Source organism: Rhodococcus sp. 06-470-2 (assembly GCF_002258235.1).
GTDB lineage: Bacteria > Actinomycetota > Actinomycetes > Mycobacteriales > Mycobacteriaceae > Rhodococcoides.
The window spans coordinates 152080-168358 of record NZ_NOYB01000024.1; the positions used below are offsets into that span (position 1 = coordinate 152080).

The 16279-nt window shown below is 63.2% G+C and carries 19 protein-coding genes and 1 riboswitch; of the genes, 4 read left to right on the plus strand and 15 right to left on the minus strand.

Going from position 1 to position 16279, the window contains the following annotated elements:
- The first annotated feature begins 90 nt into the window (after window positions 1-90).
- Window positions 91-1395: a hypothetical protein gene (locus CH276_RS13280; protein WP_141214705.1), complete on the plus strand. Its 1305-nt coding sequence runs from the start codon at window positions 91-93 to the stop codon at window positions 1393-1395.
- Here the strand turns inward: CH276_RS13280 and CH276_RS13285 are convergent.
- Window positions 1386-2069 (minus strand): hypothetical protein, encoded by a 684-nt coding sequence (locus CH276_RS13285; RefSeq protein ID WP_141214706.1) that lies wholly within the window; start codon window positions 2067-2069, stop codon window positions 1386-1388. The genes CH276_RS13280 and CH276_RS13285 overlap by 10 nt on opposite strands.
- Before the next feature lie 207 nt (window positions 2070-2276).
- Here CH276_RS13285 and CH276_RS13290 point away from each other — a divergent pair, with 207 nt between their 5' ends.
- The 3 genes from CH276_RS13290 to CH276_RS13300 all read left to right on the plus strand — a co-directional run bounded on the left by CH276_RS13290 (window position 2277) and on the right by CH276_RS13300 (window position 3864).
- The gene (locus CH276_RS13290; protein ID WP_254924228.1) at window positions 2277-2828 is read left to right on the plus strand and encodes a DUF3558 domain-containing protein; all 552 of its coding nucleotides are present in this window, start codon (window positions 2277-2279) and stop codon (window positions 2826-2828) included.
- Between the two features lie 14 nt (window positions 2829-2842).
- On the plus strand, window positions 2843-3244 hold the full coding sequence (locus CH276_RS13295) for a hypothetical protein (RefSeq protein ID WP_094630754.1): 402 nt from the start codon (window positions 2843-2845) through the stop codon (window positions 3242-3244).
- 43 nt (window positions 3245-3287) lie between these two features.
- Window positions 3288-3406, plus strand: a riboswitch (SAM riboswitch).
- 29 nt (window positions 3407-3435) lie between these two features.
- Window positions 3436-3864, plus strand: a complete 429-nt coding sequence (locus CH276_RS13300; RefSeq protein ID WP_094630753.1) for a mandelate racemase/muconate lactonizing protein — start codon at window positions 3436-3438, stop codon at window positions 3862-3864.
- 78 nt (window positions 3865-3942) lie between these two features.
- On the opposite strand, the gene CH276_RS13305 is transcribed toward CH276_RS13300, so the two are convergent.
- The 14 genes from CH276_RS13305 to CH276_RS13370 all read right to left on the minus strand — a co-directional run bounded on the left by CH276_RS13305 (window position 3943) and on the right by CH276_RS13370 (window position 16276).
- Window positions 3943-4320, minus strand: a complete 378-nt coding sequence (locus tag CH276_RS13305) for a DUF6941 family protein (RefSeq protein ID WP_094630752.1) — start codon at window positions 4318-4320, stop codon at window positions 3943-3945.
- A gap of 61 nt (window positions 4321-4381) precedes the next feature.
- Window positions 4382-5692 carry a cytosine permease gene (gene codB / locus CH276_RS13310; protein ID WP_094630751.1) on the minus strand — a complete coding sequence of 437 codons (1311 nt, stop codon included), beginning with the start codon at window positions 5690-5692 and terminating at the stop codon, window positions 4382-4384.
- Window positions 5689-6153 (minus strand): nucleoside deaminase, encoded by a 465-nt coding sequence (locus CH276_RS13315; RefSeq protein ID WP_094630750.1) that lies wholly within the window; start codon window positions 6151-6153, stop codon window positions 5689-5691. The genes codB and CH276_RS13315 overlap by 4 nt, the downstream gene beginning before the upstream one ends.
- Before the next feature lie 79 nt (window positions 6154-6232).
- Window positions 6233-7456: a type II toxin-antitoxin system HipA family toxin gene (locus CH276_RS13320; protein WP_094630749.1), complete on the minus strand. Its 1224-nt coding sequence runs from the start codon at window positions 7454-7456 to the stop codon at window positions 6233-6235.
- Window positions 7453-7713: a helix-turn-helix domain-containing protein gene (locus CH276_RS13325; protein ID WP_094630853.1), complete on the minus strand. Its 261-nt coding sequence runs from the start codon at window positions 7711-7713 to the stop codon at window positions 7453-7455. Before CH276_RS13325 ends, CH276_RS13320 begins: the two co-directional genes overlap by 4 nt.
- Before the next feature lie 260 nt (window positions 7714-7973).
- Window positions 7974-9077, minus strand: a complete 1104-nt coding sequence (locus CH276_RS13330) for an alcohol dehydrogenase catalytic domain-containing protein (RefSeq protein WP_094630748.1) — start codon at window positions 9075-9077, stop codon at window positions 7974-7976.
- Between the two features lie 10 nt (window positions 9078-9087).
- Window positions 9088-10047: an ROK family protein gene (locus CH276_RS13335; protein ID WP_094630747.1), complete on the minus strand. Its 960-nt coding sequence runs from the start codon at window positions 10045-10047 to the stop codon at window positions 9088-9090.
- The gene (locus tag CH276_RS13340) at window positions 10044-10712 is read right to left on the minus strand and encodes an HAD-IA family hydrolase (RefSeq protein ID WP_094630746.1); all 669 of its coding nucleotides are present in this window, start codon (window positions 10710-10712) and stop codon (window positions 10044-10046) included. Before CH276_RS13340 ends, CH276_RS13335 begins: the two co-directional genes overlap by 4 nt.
- Window positions 10709-11596, minus strand: coding sequence for a TIGR03619 family F420-dependent LLM class oxidoreductase (locus CH276_RS13345; RefSeq protein ID WP_094630745.1), 888 nt, complete (start codon window positions 11594-11596; stop codon window positions 10709-10711). The genes CH276_RS13340 and CH276_RS13345 overlap by 4 nt, the downstream gene beginning before the upstream one ends.
- Window positions 11593-12390 (minus strand): VOC family protein, encoded by a 798-nt coding sequence (locus CH276_RS13350; RefSeq protein WP_094630744.1) that lies wholly within the window; start codon window positions 12388-12390, stop codon window positions 11593-11595. The genes CH276_RS13345 and CH276_RS13350 overlap by 4 nt, the downstream gene beginning before the upstream one ends.
- Entirely contained in the window at window positions 12387-13286 is a 900-nt protein-coding gene (locus tag CH276_RS13355) for an NADP-dependent oxidoreductase (RefSeq protein ID WP_094630743.1), read from the minus strand. The genes CH276_RS13350 and CH276_RS13355 overlap by 4 nt, the downstream gene beginning before the upstream one ends.
- Window positions 13283-14101, minus strand: a complete 819-nt coding sequence (locus CH276_RS13360; RefSeq protein WP_094630742.1) for an SDR family NAD(P)-dependent oxidoreductase — start codon at window positions 14099-14101, stop codon at window positions 13283-13285. The genes CH276_RS13355 and CH276_RS13360 overlap by 4 nt, the downstream gene beginning before the upstream one ends.
- On the minus strand, window positions 14094-15089 hold the full coding sequence (locus CH276_RS13365) for a zinc-dependent alcohol dehydrogenase (protein ID WP_094689113.1): 996 nt from the start codon (window positions 15087-15089) through the stop codon (window positions 14094-14096). The genes CH276_RS13360 and CH276_RS13365 overlap by 8 nt, the downstream gene beginning before the upstream one ends.
- Window positions 15086-16276, minus strand: a complete 1191-nt coding sequence (locus CH276_RS13370) for an MFS transporter (protein WP_094630741.1) — start codon at window positions 16274-16276, stop codon at window positions 15086-15088. Before CH276_RS13370 ends, CH276_RS13365 begins: the two co-directional genes overlap by 4 nt.
- Between the last annotated feature and the right edge of the window lie 3 nt (window positions 16277-16279).

Consider the following 16279-nt stretch of genomic DNA (forward strand, 5'->3'; position numbering starts at 1 on the left):
GTCGTCTGGTCGAGCCGGCGGGTTGAATGAATTGCCGGTCATTCGATCAACGGACTGTGCTTGCCTAGTACCGCATCTACTGTCCGAGACATGGCCAAACGTGTTCGCGGACTAGTCGGCCTCATCGTCCTCGTGTTGTTCGCGGTGGTGTCGTGTTCGGCAGACGGACCCCCGGATGTTCCCGACTCGATTCCTGCTGTCGAAGAACAGGAAACGGAACCAGCTCCCGACCCAGCGGTGCCTACCGTGCCTTCACCGACCGTCAATCTGGTCGATGCAGTCACCTTCGCATACTCGGGCGGACTCGGCGGGCATTACTTCACCACCCCAAGCGGACTGTGGCGGTGTGCGATCTTGTCGAATGCGGGTGACAGTGGAGCTTACGATCAGATGGCGGGGTGCCAACCGAAGGCGAGCATGGTGATGGACGTCGCAGGTGCACCTCAGGTTCCGGATCACGCGACAGGCCGCCCAGTAGCACCCAACGCCATCCTGGTCGGGCCGACTGACAATGCTCGGTTCGCAAGTCTGAGTCAGGCATTATTCTGGCGGGAGGACGGAACAACCCCCGTTCTGGCCTACGGTCAAACACTGATGGTCAACGGATTCTCCTGCAACGTCCAGCAATTCGGCGTCTCGTGTCGATCCGACAGTTCTGGGAAAGGGTTCCGGTTCTCCACTGATGGCTACACGTTCGAGTACGTCGAGGCACTCGACGTCGCGGCTGATGAACCGGCAGTCAGTGGGCAAGAACCTGTTCTGGGTCGCGTTTGGGGACCGGATCAGCAAGGGTACGGCGAAGTGAGGCCCTCCGCGATATACAACGGGGGCAGTCTTTCCGGGCTCGTGGAGAATATCGTGTGGCAGGATTGGGGCAGTCCTCAGGCCGAAGGTAGCGGGATATCCCGCAATGTCGGCAAGTCGCCGTCAGGAGTCGCTGACGCTCCCCTCGAACCGGTTGTGATCGTCGGCTTCGACCTGGGCGACTGCGATGGCACGTTGATGTATCGATCCTTGGTCTGGTACTTCCCTAACAGCGGTGAGACGTTCGATTCCGTTAGAAATCTCTCCACCAATCCCTGCCAAGAACGGCCGTATGACGTGCCCGGATCCGCAAGCTCGGTTGGCAACAAGTGTGGTGTAGTGACGGCCGCCGACGGGATTGCACGCGACGTAGTCGTGTCGAGCGGAAGTGCCTCCTGCGCCGACATTATGGCCGCAATGAACGCCACCTATCCCACCTTGTATGACAAGCCGCTGGACTATATGGAGTACGGCAAGTGGTACTGCACTATCAACCCTGCGGGCGAGGTTTTGTTCAGCTGTGTGGACAGTAGCCAGGAAACCGACTCGGTTGCAGTCATTTACAGATCGCTAGACGATCCTTACCGGTAAGGATCGTCAATCTTCGAGCTTGATGCCGTCGTACGCAACGCCCACGCCCGAGCGAGCGCAAAGGTTGCCACGAGAACGCACAGCACCGCCACGATGACGGCGACGAAAGTGGATGCCTTCATGGAGAATCCGAGAATCCAGGCAGTCCCCATTCCGACGAGGGTGGCGAGGACACCTCCGATCGGGAGAAAGGCAGCCACAACCTTGGTCGTCCGAGACGGCAACGGATCATCAGTTGCCCTGAGTAGCAACCGGACCGAGGCAATTCCGAGCACGTAAGCCAAAACTGCGGTGCCTGCATAGATCGGGAGCAAGTAGTCGGGCGATACGCCCGAACTTGAACCGGAGAAGCTCGTGCCGACGAGGATCAGCACGGGCATCATTCCCAGCGTCACGCCGACCAGACCGGCAACGACGACGAGACCCACGCGCCGAGAGGGTTCGACGGTGAATCGATAGCCGCACAGGTGCAGCACCAGGCCTGCGAACATGCCGATCACTGCGCCGGTCGACGCGGCGACGACGGGTCGCACCCACGGCCCCAGCGTGGTGTCCGGTCCATAGAACGACTCGCCGGAGACGTACGCCGAGTACCCCGAAGTTCCCGTCACTGCGTGACCCAGCACCGCAATCACAGCGCCGAGCAAAGCAAAACAACTTCCCTGTTTGATCACGGGTCAATGATGACGGATGTCCGATCTACGTCGAGAACCTAGGCCGGAGTGTTGCCCGGTCATCACAGGAATCATTCGGTCTCCGCCGCGACGTCGCACCGTTCGGCAAAAGCGAGGCGTACTCGCGTCCGATCCAATGGAACCGATGCATCGGTAGCTGCGTCCAACATCAAGGATGGCTTTCATGGACGGAGTGCTGTGAGCAAAATGCGCTTGCTGACCGCGGGTGTGGTCGGTCTGATGCTGGTGGTAACCGGATGCGGACGGGCCACCGAAGGCAGGCCGGTTGCGTCCCCGTCGACGACATCGGTGCCGACTACCGCACCGGCGAACGGTGCCTGGGATCCGTGCACCATCCCGGAATCGGCCATCGAGGACGCAGGCTTGGCGGTAGAGACGAAGTCCTCGAACTTGGTAGGAGATCTGCCGATTTCGGATGACTGGATGACCTGTATCTGGACCAATCCCTTGCCAACGCCCTGGTATCACCTCGGAATCTTTTCCTCCACCGAAAGCCTGGACATTCTGCGCGACGAAGGACGTTTCGGGCAGTTCGAGCCGATCGAAGGCTTCGACGGTTTACAGTTCCGCCGGACTGCTCAGTACGAGGTAAATTGCGGTATCGCTTTCGGGCGCACGAACGGCGTGTTTTACCTCATCCTCGACGGCTTGTTGGCGACCGAGCCGATCGGAGATCCGTGTGTCGAGGTCGAGCGTGTGGCGCGCTCGCTCCGGCCTTTTATGCCTTCATCGAACTAGTTGAGGAAGAGTCGATGGGTTCAGAAACGAACGAGCTTGCGGCATCGATCCAGCAGTGGAAGTCACTATCGGCGCAGGCAGCATCCGGTCAGCTCGAGATTCCCGAAGGTGTTGCGTTCCAGTGCGATGAGGTCTGCGCGGCCTACATCAGACACTTACAAGATATTGCGCGTAAGACGGAGTATTTGGTCGACGTCAAAGCATTCGGCACCTTGGATTCGGCGCGCCAGCTCGGCGAAAAGTTCGAGAGGATTGCCTACAGCGGTAATCGCTCGCTGCGCGTCGTGTTGACACAACACATCGAGGTCATCGAACTGATGCGGTCGGTGTTCAAGCGCTATTTCGATGAAGCCGAGTACGCCGATCGGCGAACATTGACGTCCATCGCAGAGATCGGCGAGCGTCTGGGCAGGTGACCTTTCATGCCCGAGTCGTACCCCTCGGCTATTGTCGAGGAAGGTTCAAGAGCGATAGCCGTAGGTACCTGGCCGGCTGTCCGGCAACCCCGTCTCCATCGACAGGGTGCCCCAGGGGAAGAACCGGCGCATCTCGCGACCGCGGGTGCGCAAGTCGATGGAGGGTCGCACCTCCGGGACGAGGTGAACAAATGTCTGCAGATGACGGACTCGCAGCAGCACAAGCCAAGTGGGAACCCATTCCGCCGGAGCGTCGTCGTTCCTGGTGCCAGACGCTGCTGAGCTATCCGCCGATATGGTTCGGGGTGTTCCCGATGCTCGAGACCCGAAGGCTCGTGCTCGCGGGTGGATACGCGAACAGTAGGGCGTGGATCGACGTTGCGAAACGTGCTGAGGCAGTGGGCTTCACACCGCGGACGTGGCTGATCTTTCGGCAGAGTCTCGAGTCCGCCTATTTGAAAGATCGGTTTCCTGCGCATCCCGAGAACATGCCCAAGCGGCGGGGGAACGGTGGTGTGGAGACCGTAGTGGTCGATCCCGAGGATTTCTCCGAGTGGCCGTGGCTGTTCGAGGCGGGGTATCGAGCCGGAGAGGCGACAGTGCACGCGTTGTCCCGGTGAGTGAATTGATCGCAGTCAGGCGTGGAGTCGGCCCGGGTAGGCCTCTGTAATTGGCTCGAAGCCTCGTACCGCTCGACGTCACCCGAAGGCGATACGAAGCCCCACGCTTGCCGTGGCTCCACCTGCGCTGAGGATGAAGTTGTGCCGTCCTTCGTCGCGGAACACCATCTGCATCGGCAGGAACCAGAATCGATTCTCCCCGGTGAAGCCGGCACCGGGGATCTGGAGACCCCGCTGATTGACGATGTGTTCGCCCTCGGCGTCGAGCACTTCGAGCGTCGCGGGGAAGTCCTTCCCGATGTCGTCGGGTCCGGTCTGTAACAGTGCGACCAGACGGCATTCGAGTAGACGGGTGTCGCGGGGAACGGTGCAGGTGTCCCAGACCCCGCCGAGAATGTCGAGCATGTCTTCGCTGACTCGTGCGTACTCGGCGAAGAACAATCCGGTGATGATCATCGGCGTCGGCTACCTCTTTCGATCGGCACTGGCTTCGGGGTCGACAGGCGTGTCGACAACCCTAAGCGGCCAGGGATCCGTTTGTTGACGTCGCGTCGCGCCGTTGCAGAACGATGGTCAGTGCGATGGCGACAACGATGCCGATAAGAGGCGGGATTCCGATTGCCAGTTCTCCCGACAACCACGCGAGAAATGCCGCAAAAACGTAGACCGCCAGATGTCGCCAGTGCACCAGCGGTGGAGTGTGATCCTCGGGAATGCCCTGACGCCAGCGGCTCAGGAAGTCTCCGATGAGAACACCGCCCAACGGGGGAATGAAGGTGCCGAGCAAGCTCAGGTAGTCGACCAGATGGTTGTGTACACCGACGAGCGCGAGCAGGGTCCCGATTACACACCCGCCGATGATGAACGGTGCCTTGCGGGGATGCCGGAACATTTCTGCGCCAGCGACACCGAAGGCATATGCGGTGTCGGCGTTGCTCTTCCAGAGGTTGCCGAACAGCAGGATCAGGCCCCAGCCGACGAGTCCCAGGTTGTACAGAACCAGAACGAAGTCGCCCTCACCGAAGGTGATCGCACCGATGGCCCCGAAAAGAATCATCATCCCGTTGCCGACGAGGAACCCGATGATGCACGCCCATGCGGCTTGCGACCCGGATCGCGCGAACCGCGTCCAATTGGGCGCCTGCGTCCCCGCGGAGACGAAGGTGCCGACGACCGTGGTGATGGCGAGCGTGACCGTCATGGTCGTCGTGGGTGCAATCGACGTCAGGCCGGAGAATCCGCCGACCTCGTCGAGGGATCGTGCTACCACCCAACACGCGAGGGCGATTATCAACGGCGTCGACACGACCGAGACCCAATACATCCCGCGGTATCCGTAGCACGCTGTGATGCACATCAGGATGCTCGCCACGATCATCACCGCCGCGCGGGCGGCATAGGACTCCCAGCCGAACGCCTGCGAAGTGAGCTCACCGATGGTGCCGACGATGACGCCGTACCAGCCCACCTGGGTGCCACCGAGTAGCAGCGACGCGAGCTTCGAGCCGCGCGTGCCGAAGCTGTAACGAGCCATGAGGACAGTCGTCAAACCCGTTCGCGCTCCGGCATAGCCCATCATGGCGACGTACGTGCCCAGAATCGCCGAGCCGGCCGCGATGACCAGGATCAATGTCCAGAAACTGAATGCGGTGCCGAGTGCCGCGCCGGCCAGCATGGTCGGAGTGAAGATCGTGAACCCCAGCAGCACAATGGCCAATGAGAAGAACGGCTTGCGGGCACTGCGGGGTACCGGCGTGACGGGGTAGTCCAGGTCGACCGGTTCGTCGACCTTCTGTGTGGCGGGCTCGCGGTCGGCTCGGTTGCTCACGCCTCCTCACCGATGTCTTCGAGCCACAACTCCGGGCGCTCGGTCAACATACGTTCCATCAGGCGTACACAGCGGGCGTCGTCGACGACGTCGATCTGTACCCCGTGCTCACGCAACAGACTTTCCGATTTCTCGAAGGATCGGTTCTCGCCGATGACGATTCGCGGAATTTCGTAGAGCAATGCGGTACCCGCACACATGAAGCATGGCGACAACGTGGTGTACAGAACGGACTTGCGGTACACCGAAGCCGGCAGTCGACCCGCTCGCTCGATGCAGTCGGTTTCTCCGTGCCGAATTGCGCTGTCCATCTGTACGCGGCGGTTTCGACCTACAGCAAGAACTTCACCGTCGTGGACGAGTGCCGCGCCGATCGGAACGCCGCCTTCTTCCCAGCCGATCTGTGCTTGCTCTATTGCGAGTCCGAGAAAGTACTCATCAGTGCGGGCGGGATCGGTCACGGTTCCTCCTGGGTGTCTGTGAACATTGTGCGCGTCAACGGCCGATCAGGTGTCGAACAGATTGCCAAGGGGCTTCAGTTCAGGACAGCTCGGTGCAGCGTTCATCGAGCAGTCGTTTCAACTGCCGCGTTTGCTTGTCATCGAATCCGATCGTGTCGACTTCATCGATTCCGCTTCGAACACCTGCGCAGACGTCGTCGAGGATTCGTCGAGTCGCTCGCTCGGGCATGCCCAACCGGCCGGCGGACTCGACGAAATGCCCACGTGTCCAACGGTTCGCGCGCCCGTAGAAGCTCAACGCCATCGGATCGCTCCACGACGCGTAGGGCTGCGTGCACAGGAGGTCGTAGGCAGGTGTGATCGACCAAATTCCGCGAGTGTTGTTGTGTATCGAATAATTCTTTCCGTGCAGATCGCCGTTTCCGATCGCATACGAATAGGCCGTCAAGCGAAGAAGTTCGGCAGTGGCCTGGCGCGCGGAACCGCCGCCGCGCTCGACAGTGTCGGCGAGCAGCGCAATCACCGCTTCGGTCTTCATTCGGTACTTGGACGCGGGATAGAGCCCGGCTACTTGGCACGCATCCTCTTGCGGTAGCCGTTGTTCACCGATCCGATCGAATCGCGCCACCAGCAGACCGCTGACTCCCTTGTCGTCCTCGATCACCCGGTGATCTGGCACCGAAAGCCCGCATCCACGTGCCAGATTCATGAAGAAGCTCTCGTTATCCACCAGTCGCGGGAGTCGCGCGGGCGGGGCGAGTTTCAAGATGGCGGGCCCGGCCGTAGTCGACACCGGGGTCGAGTACATCTGCGCGGACACTTTGCCCTGAACGCCCGGCAGAGCGGACGGATCCTGACTCACCGACTCACCCGTGGCCAAGGAATCGAACAGGCGACGAAGATCGGGAACACGATGTCTCGAATCGAATGCAGTGCCCACCAACGACATCTCTTGACCGCGTGGCAGCACACGAACGTCTCCGATGGTGTCCGATCCGACCGCCAGCAGCAGAGTGAAGTGATCGTCCTCGGATGTCTTGGTAGCCGTTACCACTCCGGTGAGACGGACGCCTTCGGGCAGTAGGCCCGCGAAAAAGGCAGGGACGCTACCGCCCGATGCCCGCGTCTCTGCGGACGACTTCGGGATCGACCACGCGAGATCCGGCGCAGGAGCGCTGTCGAGGTAATTGCTGTCGTACCGAAACACGACGTCGTTCCCCACACGCGTCAGTGAGCCGGCGAGAAGATCGCCCTTGTAGACATCGGCGGCATCGACATCCCGCAGCTCGGATACTGGGATCATGTCGCGTCCATTGGCGGCACAGGCGATCCGGCGCGCGTGAGCAACGTGATCTCACAGCCCAGCGCTTGCGCGACAGCAACCGCGCCGTCGAGCTGCACCGTGTCTTTTCCAGCTTCGAGTGCCTGGACTGTCGAGCGCCCCACGCCGGCGAGCAACGCCAACTCGGCCTGAGTCATGCTCAACTGATGCCGACGCGCGACGAAGGCTTCGGCCAGCTCGCTGGGATGCTTCCTGACTCGTCGTCGTGGTTCGGCCATCATCTCTCCTTGTGCTTGCGAAAGCATGCATATCGGAGCTTACATCGCGAACCACGCGGTGAACAGTCTTTATGCTTGTCAACATAGGCATATAACAGCTGGACGAGCTTGCTGACACGTTTTACCGAGCTTATGCATGCTTTCTCATGCGTAAGCATGATCTTACGGATGAGCAAGGGACGCGGTACGGACTTGGGCCTGCAAGCAGCAGCCGCGCGTTGAGGGGCGGAGGTCGACGAGTAGTCCGAAGCGAGCGGCGGTCAGTCGTGGCTGTTGAGGTCCACGACCAATCGGATCACGAGTTCGCCGTCGACGATTCGCGTTCGTCGCTCGCAGATGGTGTTCATCAATGCCGTGCCCTCGTCTATTCCGCGTCGGTGGGTGAGAAGTCCATCGATCGAGTCCTCGGCGAATGTCAGTGCCGTTGCTGCTGCGGTGAGTTGACCGTTCGTGACGCCCCGATTGCCCGTCAGCGCCACGCGCTGAGAGCCGCGCGTGAACGTGGTCACCGCAGGCGGAGTCGGGCCGCCGGTATTGGCCTGCCGCACGCCGGCAATATCCACGCCGGGGAGCAGATCGGAGGTGGCCTTGGCAGGCACCCCGCCGATCGGGTGTACCGCCACCACTCGATCGCCGAGACGTCGCAGAGCCGCGTCGATGGACGCCACCGTCCCGGCGCGATGGGTGGCCACGAGTACTGCGACCGATCCGGTGAGGTATCGCTCCCACTCGTCATCGACGGCGAAGTTCTTCACGTACGGGAGATGGTTCGCAGTCCACTTCGTACCCAGTTCGGTACGGTGCACCATCGCGACGTCCACGGTGGGGAACAGGACGGACCGAGCGAGTGTGGCTGCGAGATTGCCGATCAAGCCGTCCCCGAAGATCAGCAGTGTCTCCGGGGTCTCCCTCACCAGGCACGAGAGCGCGTAGCGCACGACGGCGTACGGTTCGACGAGAGTCGCCCGGGCACTGGACAAACCGGTCGGAAGTAGCGACACCAATCCGCCGCCGACAGCGGACGCGCCGATGACGACGCGCTGCTGGAACAACCCCTCGACGTTGTGGCCGAGGAGGAACGACGAGTCGTGTGGGTGCGTGGGATTGACGACAACACGATCGCCGACGGCGAACCCCGACACCCCGGTACCGACCTCCACAACACAAGCCGCTCCCTCGTGCCCGACGATCGGGGACGGATCGTCTCGATCACCGCGCACGATCTGAATGTCCGTCCCGCACAACGACACCGACTCCGGGGCAATCAGCAGCTCTCCCGGCCCGGGCGTCGGCGTCCGTCGCTCTTCGACGGTCGAGTGGCTGCCCTGTCGAACGATGGCGCGATGAGTCGATTGTGTTGTCATGGAGTCTCTTTCAGATCTTGGTGGCGCGCAGATAGCCGTCGGCGATGGCATCGGCTCCGGCCAGAGTGTCGATGTCGCCGGGCTTGCAGAGGTGGATGATCTCGGCGACACGCTCCGAGGTGAGGGAGTCGGCGTACGAGCGTGTCTCCGCGAGTTGTTCCTCGAGCTCACGTCCGTAGAACTCGCACAGTCCCTCCGCGACGCCACCGCCGATGCCGATTCGGTCCAAGCGCGGGTCGAGGGTGATCATGGTCCTGATCAGTTCGGCGATCGGTTCCACCATAATCCGTAGCAACCTGGCCGCGTCTGCGTGTCCGGCCGTAAGCGACGCCGCGAAGGTATCGACGTCGTAACCAATGCCGAGTACCTCCGCCACCGCCTCTACTCCGGGGCCGGACGAGATGGACGACACGTGCCCGATGCCGCCGCATGCGCAGGGCAACGTCCGCACTGCCTCGGGGGCTGAACTCGTTGCCCGCAGATGGCCGATCTCACCCTGTAGACCTCGGTGGTCGACCGGGATGGTTCTGTCGGTGAGAACTGCAGTGCGCGCAGCGATTCCGCTGCTGATCGTGAGGTAGGCGATGTGACGGTCGGTAGGTCGAGCAAATCCGAGTGCGAACGACGCCAGCCCAGCCGTCACGTCGTTGACGAGCCGCCATCGCACATCGGGGCGTCGAGAGGTCAGGACGTCGAGCAGAGGAATCTCACCGGTCGGCGCGCCTCCCCACAGGGGCCCGGAACCGAGGGCAACACCGTTCTGCTCGTCGAGCGCAGCGCCACACGAAATGTTGGCCGCGGCACCCTGTGGAACATGGAGATCCAGGGTATCCACCAGTTGCTCCAACAGCTCGTCGGACGGTGTGCCGGGCTGCCTGATCGAGCTGGGAGACGGTAGCCGCTCGGTGGCACCGCCGTGTCGGATGCGCAACCACGTCCCGCCGAGATCGACCGAGACGGTGGTGTTCACGTCACCCCATCCACATCGATCACCAGACCGCCGTCGCTTACCGCCACCCGCATCGACTCGAAGTCGTCGACGCGGGCAACCTGTGGACCGGACTCGTTGCCGATCGCGATGCACCGCGCGCCGGCGGCATGAGCTGCGGCAATCCCGGCGTCGGCGTCCTCGAAAACGATGCACGACTCGATCGGCACACCCAATTGCTCTGCGGCATAATGAAATCCCTCGGGATCAGGCTTGCCGACGGCGACGTCCTCGGCGCACACGGCAACACGCGGCGTCGGAAGTCCGGCCGCGGTGAGGCGTCGCACCATCATCGAACGCGACGCCGACGTCACCACCGCCCATCGGTCCGGTGGCACCGCGTCGAGAAACTTCTGCGCACCGGCGATGGGCCGAACCGGCACCAGGTTCTGGTGTTCGCGTTCTCGAATCCATCGGAGCGCGGCACGGAGGTCTGCAGTGGGGCCGAGTACACGCAGAACGATGTCGGCGGCCAGTCGCCCCGGCAGGGCCTTGGCCATCACGGCCTTGTCGACGCCGTGGCGTTCGGCGAACTCGAACCACACCGCCTCGATCGACTCGTGGGAATCGACGAGTGTGCCGTCCATGTCGAACAGGAATGCAGCTGCCGTGATGGATCCGCGAAGCGGGCCGGGCTGCAGACTCATACCGTAGCCTCCGCTCGCATCCCCAAGGCGTCGCCGGCGTAGCGGACGAGCTCGAGATCGTCTGCGGTGGAGCGGCGTAGTCGTTGGTCGCCCGGGTCGGTATCGAGAACCACGGTGCCGGCACCCAATTCGCTGAGGAATTCGATGTCGGTACGGATCTGGTCCACGGTCCCGTACCCGAGGGGACGATTGGGCGACTGCACCGGAGTGTCGGTGGGGAGAAAGTAGATTCTCGGGACGAACTCCTTGTCCTCGTGCAGGGCTCGCGATCCTGCGATGCACAGTTGTCTCGACGGGTGCAGTGGATGCCAACCGGTGCCGCGGGTATTGGTCCGGTCGATCGCCGCCGGGCCGTTGCCACCGATCCACAGCGGCGGATGTGGCGACTGCACCGGCATCGGCCCACCGTGGATACGGCGGGATGTGCCGCTGGCACCGGGGGATTCGTAGGTCTCCGACGCCCAGGCGGCTGCCAGGGTGTCGAGTGTGGTGTCGGTCAGCCTGCCCCGGCGGTGGAACGGAACACCCAGAACGTCGAACGCCTGCGCCGTCCAACCCACGCCGACTCCGACGATGAGTCGTCCGGCGCTGAGCCGGTCGATCGTTGCGGTGGCATGCGCGAGGTATGCCGGATGGCGATGGCTCCCGATCAGCACTCCGCTACCGAGACGGATCGAGTCGGTCTGCCCGGCAAGCCACGACAGCGTCGTCAGGCATTCGTAGAACGGCGCGGGGGAGCGGCGATTCGCATCGTCGGTCAGTACCACGTGATCCGAGAGCAGGATGTTGTCGAATCCGGCCGACTCGGCAGTGCGTGCCCATCCGAGGAGCCCGTCCGGATCGATCTGTGGCCCGAAGTTCGGCAGATTGAGCCCGTACTTCACGGCGCACCCGGAAACAGTCGACGTGCGCCGGTGTTCCGATCACTGGTGGGCAGGGTGAGGAAATTGCCACCGTTGGCCGTCAGCGGCCGGGCACCGTGCTTGCGTCCGATGTGATGCTCGAACAGTTCCACATTGAGCTCACCGACCGACACCATTGCCATCCTGGACGTACCTTCCACATCGAGATCGAATTGCGCTCGCATGAATCCGCGGTCTGCTTCGATCTCGGTGCGCAGTACCTCGGTTGCGGAGTGCGAGCCCACCAGCTGCGCGATGGTCGCATCGAGATCCGCCACGCTGTACCCGGAATGGTCGAGCCCTCGGCAGGTCGGCAGCAGCGCCGAGGGGATATCGTCACGTCGATGATGCAGCCGGGCGTCGGTGTGGCCGAAGTAGCCCGGGGTCTCGGGCCACTGCTGCAGCTCGAACAACGTGCCCCACGGCGATCTGAAGTAGATCCACTTGTTGCCGGCAATCGGACCCTCGGGGACGGTGATCACATCGCCGAGCAACGAAACATCCTGCTGTTCATCGAGGTAACCCGCTGCAGCGTCGATGTCTCCGACGGTGAAGCACAGGTGATTGGTTCCCACATCTACTATTCGCGGCGGGGTCTGTTCGGCCGAAGCCGAAGACGTGAACTCGACGGTGACGCTGCCCGAGACCGGCACCGAGGCACCGTCCGTGGCAGTCGCGCCGACGAGCGATGCGACGAAGTCAGCGGCCTGGTGGGCGTCCGGGACGGTGATACCTATTGTGGTGAGCGATGTTTGGATTCCTTCGGTCGTGGTCATGGGATCAGCAGTACCTTTCCTCGGGTTCCACCGGCCGCAAGGAGCGCATGCGCCTGCGAGGCCTCGTCGAATCCGAATTCGCGGGCAACGGGGACAGTGAGCGTGCCCGCCGAGACGAGCGCGGAGATCTCCGCCAGTCCCGGTCCGTCCTCGTTCACATAGCTCTTGCCCGGGGTGATCCCGCGTTGTGGTTGTGGTTGGTCGCCGTCCTCGATCGAGACGTACGCGCCGCCGTCGCGCACGGAGTCGATGGTCTCGACCACGCCTGCGGTGTCGACGACGGCGTCGTACTCACCGGCCTGCAGGTCGACGGGTTTCGCGAACACTCGGCGTGCGCCGAGCGCGAGCAGATCCTCGGTGTCGGACTCTCGCGCGAGGGCGTCCACTCGGTGGCCGCGGCCGATCAGAATCGCCGACGCGATGCGTCCCACCGCGCCCGCAGCCCCGGTCACCAAGACCGTCGAGTGCGCTGCGAGGGTGATCTTGTCGAGTTGCTGCACGGCGGTGAGAGATGCGAGCGGGATCGCTGCCGCATGCGCCAGGCCGACGCCGGTGGGCGCGTGTGCGAACAGAGATTCGTCGGCGACCACACGCTCGGCATAGGTACCGAAACGATGTGCCGGCTGCGCAATCATCCCGATCACGGTGTCGCCCGGTGCAAATCGAGTCACCGACTGTCCGACGGCGACGACGGTGCCCGACACATCCCAACCGAGGATCGCGGGGTACGTCAGTTCGATCGGTAGAAATCCCGAGCGGGTCTTGAGGTCGACCGGATTGACGGCGGCCGCAGCCACCGTCACCGTGATGTCTCCCGGTCCGGCGACGGGTTCGTCCACGTCGGCGACAGTCAGTACTTCGGGTTCACCCTTGGCGGTGATGACAACGGCCTTCATGCGATCTCCTCTCGTTCGGCTGCGGGCACCAGCTCGCCCGCGTACCGTGCGTTTTCCTCCGCTGCGGTCAGCACGAGGCCGCCGTCGACGGTGATGGTGGTACCGGTGAGGTAACTCGATGCCGGTCCGGCGAGAAAGACTGCGGCTGCGGCAACCTCGTTCACCCCGGCGGGCCTGCCGAGGGGAATGGCCGGCCTCGAAATCTCCGCGTAGGCGGATTCGTCGACAACTCCGTTCATCGCGGTTGCTGTCTCCCCGGGAGCCACCGAATTGACGCGAACACCGTGCCGCGCGAACTCGAGCGCGAGTACCTTCCCCGACGCAGCCAACGCTGCCTTGCTGGCGCAGTAGATCGCGCCGCCGGTGATGGGCACCGAATCGTGAACCGAGGTGATGTTGACGATCGAGCCCGCGATGCCGTCCGAGATCATGCGACGACCGACAGCCGATGCCAACGTAAGTGGCGTGACGGTGTTGATCGCCAGGACATCCTCGATCCGTTGGACATCGAGACCGTCGGCCGAGGACCGGTCGTTGACGCCGGCGTTGTTGACAAGGCATCGGATCTCGCCGAACGTGCCGATCGCGCCCTCGACTGCGGCGACCGTGGCCCGCGCGTCGCGCAGATCGAGCTGGAGCGCAGTCGCGTCGACGGGATACGACGCTCGAATATCGTCGATCAGTCGACTGACTCGGTCGGTGCCGTTGCCGTATCCGAGGATCAGGTTGTGTCCCTCGCGTGCGAGGGCCACGGCGATCGCGCGTCCGATTCCGCTACTGGCACCGGTGACAACGGTGTAGCCGGGTCTACTCAACTGCGATCACCACCTTCGGGCGTGTCCTGTGGCTTTCGAGACGATCGAAGGCCGCCTTGGCGTCGGACAACGGGACCACGCTGTCGATGAGCGCCGCCAGGGCGGGACGAATGAGCGGGAAGAGCGCCGCAGCACGGCGATAGTGATCGACACCGTGACGAATCCCGATGATCGAGATACCCGCCAGCGCAACCGCTCCGGGGTCGATGGACTCGCAGTGCGCAGCCACGCCGACGAGAATGCACTTTCCACCGGGGCGCAGTACCCCGATTGCGGTGCTCAGTGCGCCGACGCCGCCCGATGCCTCCACGACGATGTCGTAGGGCCCGGTCAGAGCGTCGGCCTCGGTGAAGGTCCGAGCCACCGCGCTTGGGTCGAGGTGCTCGATGCATCGTGGTTCGAGAATGTCGACGGTGACTGGGTAGCGGGAAAGCATGGCCACGGCGAGACTGCCGATGGTTCCCGCCCCGACGACGAGGACCCGATCGCCCGGCGACACCGATGCCGGTTCGACAGCTTCGAGTACGGTCACCAGCGGTTCGATGAGGACATGTTCGGGTTCGGCTGTCACCCGTCCCAGCGAGACCACGGCGCGCCGCGGCATGACGAGGAATTGTGCTGCAGCCCCGCCGTGTTCGTAGAGGCCGACCTCGCGAAGATCCGAACACTGGTTTCGTTTACCCGATCCGCAGGCCGTGCAGGACTGACAGAAGAGCATGGTGCTTCCGGTGACCGCGTCACCGGCATCGAGATCGCGGACGCCGCTGCCCGTCCGTTCGACCACGCCGACCCACTCGTGGCCGAAGTGGTGCGGAAAGGACGTCTTCCCGTCGGTCAGGTACGAGGACGTGCCGTGCAACAGTTCCAGATCCGTACCGCACAGCCCGACGTACGAGACAGCGACCACGACGTCGTCCGGACCGCAGACCGGTGCGTCGAGCTCGACGATCGAAACGGAATGGGGCGCGTCGATCACCGCGGCTCTCATGCGGCCACCTTTGACGCGCGACGACTGACGAACAGCAGCACCACCGCGCCGACGGCGAGGACCGCTCCGATGGCAGGCAGGACCGAGACGCTGCTGCCTCCCGACAGGGCGATGGAACCGATCCAGGCACCCGCTGCGTTGGCGAGTTGGAACCCGGCGATGTTGACGGTGGCCGCGAGGTGGGGCGCTTCACTGGCCGCGCCGATCAACTTCGAGGCCAGCGGCGGGATGATCGAGAAGCCCGCGGCACCGAGAACGAACATCCACGCGAACGCGAACCATGCTGTGCCGCCGAAGAGGAACAGGACGACGAGTGCGCCCGCGAGTGCAGTCAGCGCCGTGTACAGCGTCGTGTCCAGTGCTTTGTCTGCGAAGTATCCGCCGAGCTGGTTGCCGACCACCGAGCCGACGCCGAAGACGAACAGCACGATGGTGACGGTCGATGCGGAGATGCCGGCGTGATCGGTCAGGTAGGGCGCGATGTAGGTGAACACCACGAACAGCGCGGCCTGGCTCAGCGCCGTGAGGCCGATTGCCCACAACACCGGTCCGCGGGTGAACACGCTCAGTTCCGAAGTGACACTGCCGGTCTGATGTGACGGTGCTGCTCGTCGGGTCGAGGCGATCAAGGCGGCGGTGACCAACAATTGGAAGAGCGCGACGATGGCGAACGACCAACGCCAACCGAGCTGCGAGCCGATCAGCGTCCCCAACGGAACTCCGAGGACGGTGGCGAGGTTGAGCCCCAGCGTCACGCGTGCGATGACGCGGCCCTGAAATTCCGGTTCCACCAACGATGTTGCCAACACCAGGCACAGTGCAAAGAACGTCGCGTGGGGGAGCGCCGTAATGATTCGGAAGACCACGAGGGTCGCGAAGTTCGGGGCCAGTGCGGTGCCGATGTTGCCGATGACGAACAAGGCCATCAAAGCGGCGATGAGCGGGGTGCGATGGACTTTGGTGGTGGCGATGGTGAGAAGGGGGCCGCCGATGACCACCGTGACGGCGTAGATCGTGATCAGCAGGCCCGCAGTCGAATCACCCACACCGACATCGGAGGAGATGTCCTGTAGAACTCCGGCGACGAGGTATTCGACGGTTCCCACCCCGAACACTGCGAGCAGCATCCAGATGATGGCCGCGTTCGCGTTGACCGCGGGCGCTTCGTGACGTGTCTCGGTGACCATTGG

Bases quoted from the DNA above. Each gene is read 5' to 3' on its own strand.
- CH276_RS13365 (WP_094689113.1), bottom strand. From the start codon at position 15,089: ATGAGAGCCGCGGTGATCGACGCGCCCCATTCCGTTTCGATCGTCGAG.
- CH276_RS13355 (WP_094630743.1), bottom strand. From the start codon at position 13,286: ATGAAGGCCGTTGTCATCACCGCCAAGGGTGAACCCGAAGTACTGACT.
- CH276_RS13305 (WP_094630752.1), bottom strand. From the start codon at position 4,320: ATGATCATCACCGGATTGTTCTTCGCCGAGTACGCACGAGTCAGCGAA.
- CH276_RS13340 (WP_094630746.1), bottom strand. From the start codon at position 10,712: ATGAGTCTGCAGCCCGGCCCGCTTCGCGGATCCATCACGGCAGCTGCA.
- CH276_RS13280 (WP_141214705.1), top strand. From the start codon at position 91: ATGGCCAAACGTGTTCGCGGACTAGTCGGCCTCATCGTCCTCGTGTTG.
- CH276_RS13295 (WP_094630754.1), top strand. From the start codon at position 2,843: ATGGGTTCAGAAACGAACGAGCTTGCGGCATCGATCCAGCAGTGGAAG.
- CH276_RS13290 (WP_254924228.1), top strand. From the start codon at position 2,277: ATGCGCTTGCTGACCGCGGGTGTGGTCGGTCTGATGCTGGTGGTAACC.
- CH276_RS13350 (WP_094630744.1), bottom strand. From the start codon at position 12,390: ATGACCACGACCGAAGGAATCCAAACATCGCTCACCACAATAGGTATC.
- CH276_RS13370 (WP_094630741.1), bottom strand. From the start codon at position 16,276: ATGGTCACCGAGACACGTCACGAAGCGCCCGCGGTCAACGCGAACGCG.
- CH276_RS13300 (WP_094630753.1), top strand. From the start codon at position 3,436: ATGTCTGCAGATGACGGACTCGCAGCAGCACAAGCCAAGTGGGAACCC.
- CH276_RS13330 (WP_094630748.1), bottom strand. From the start codon at position 9,077: ATGACAACACAATCGACTCATCGCGCCATCGTTCGACAGGGCAGCCAC.
- CH276_RS13325 (WP_094630853.1), bottom strand. From the start codon at position 7,713: ATGGCCGAACCACGACGACGAGTCAGGAAGCATCCCAGCGAGCTGGCC.
- CH276_RS13320 (WP_094630749.1), bottom strand. From the start codon at position 7,456: ATGATCCCAGTATCCGAGCTGCGGGATGTCGATGCCGCCGATGTCTAC.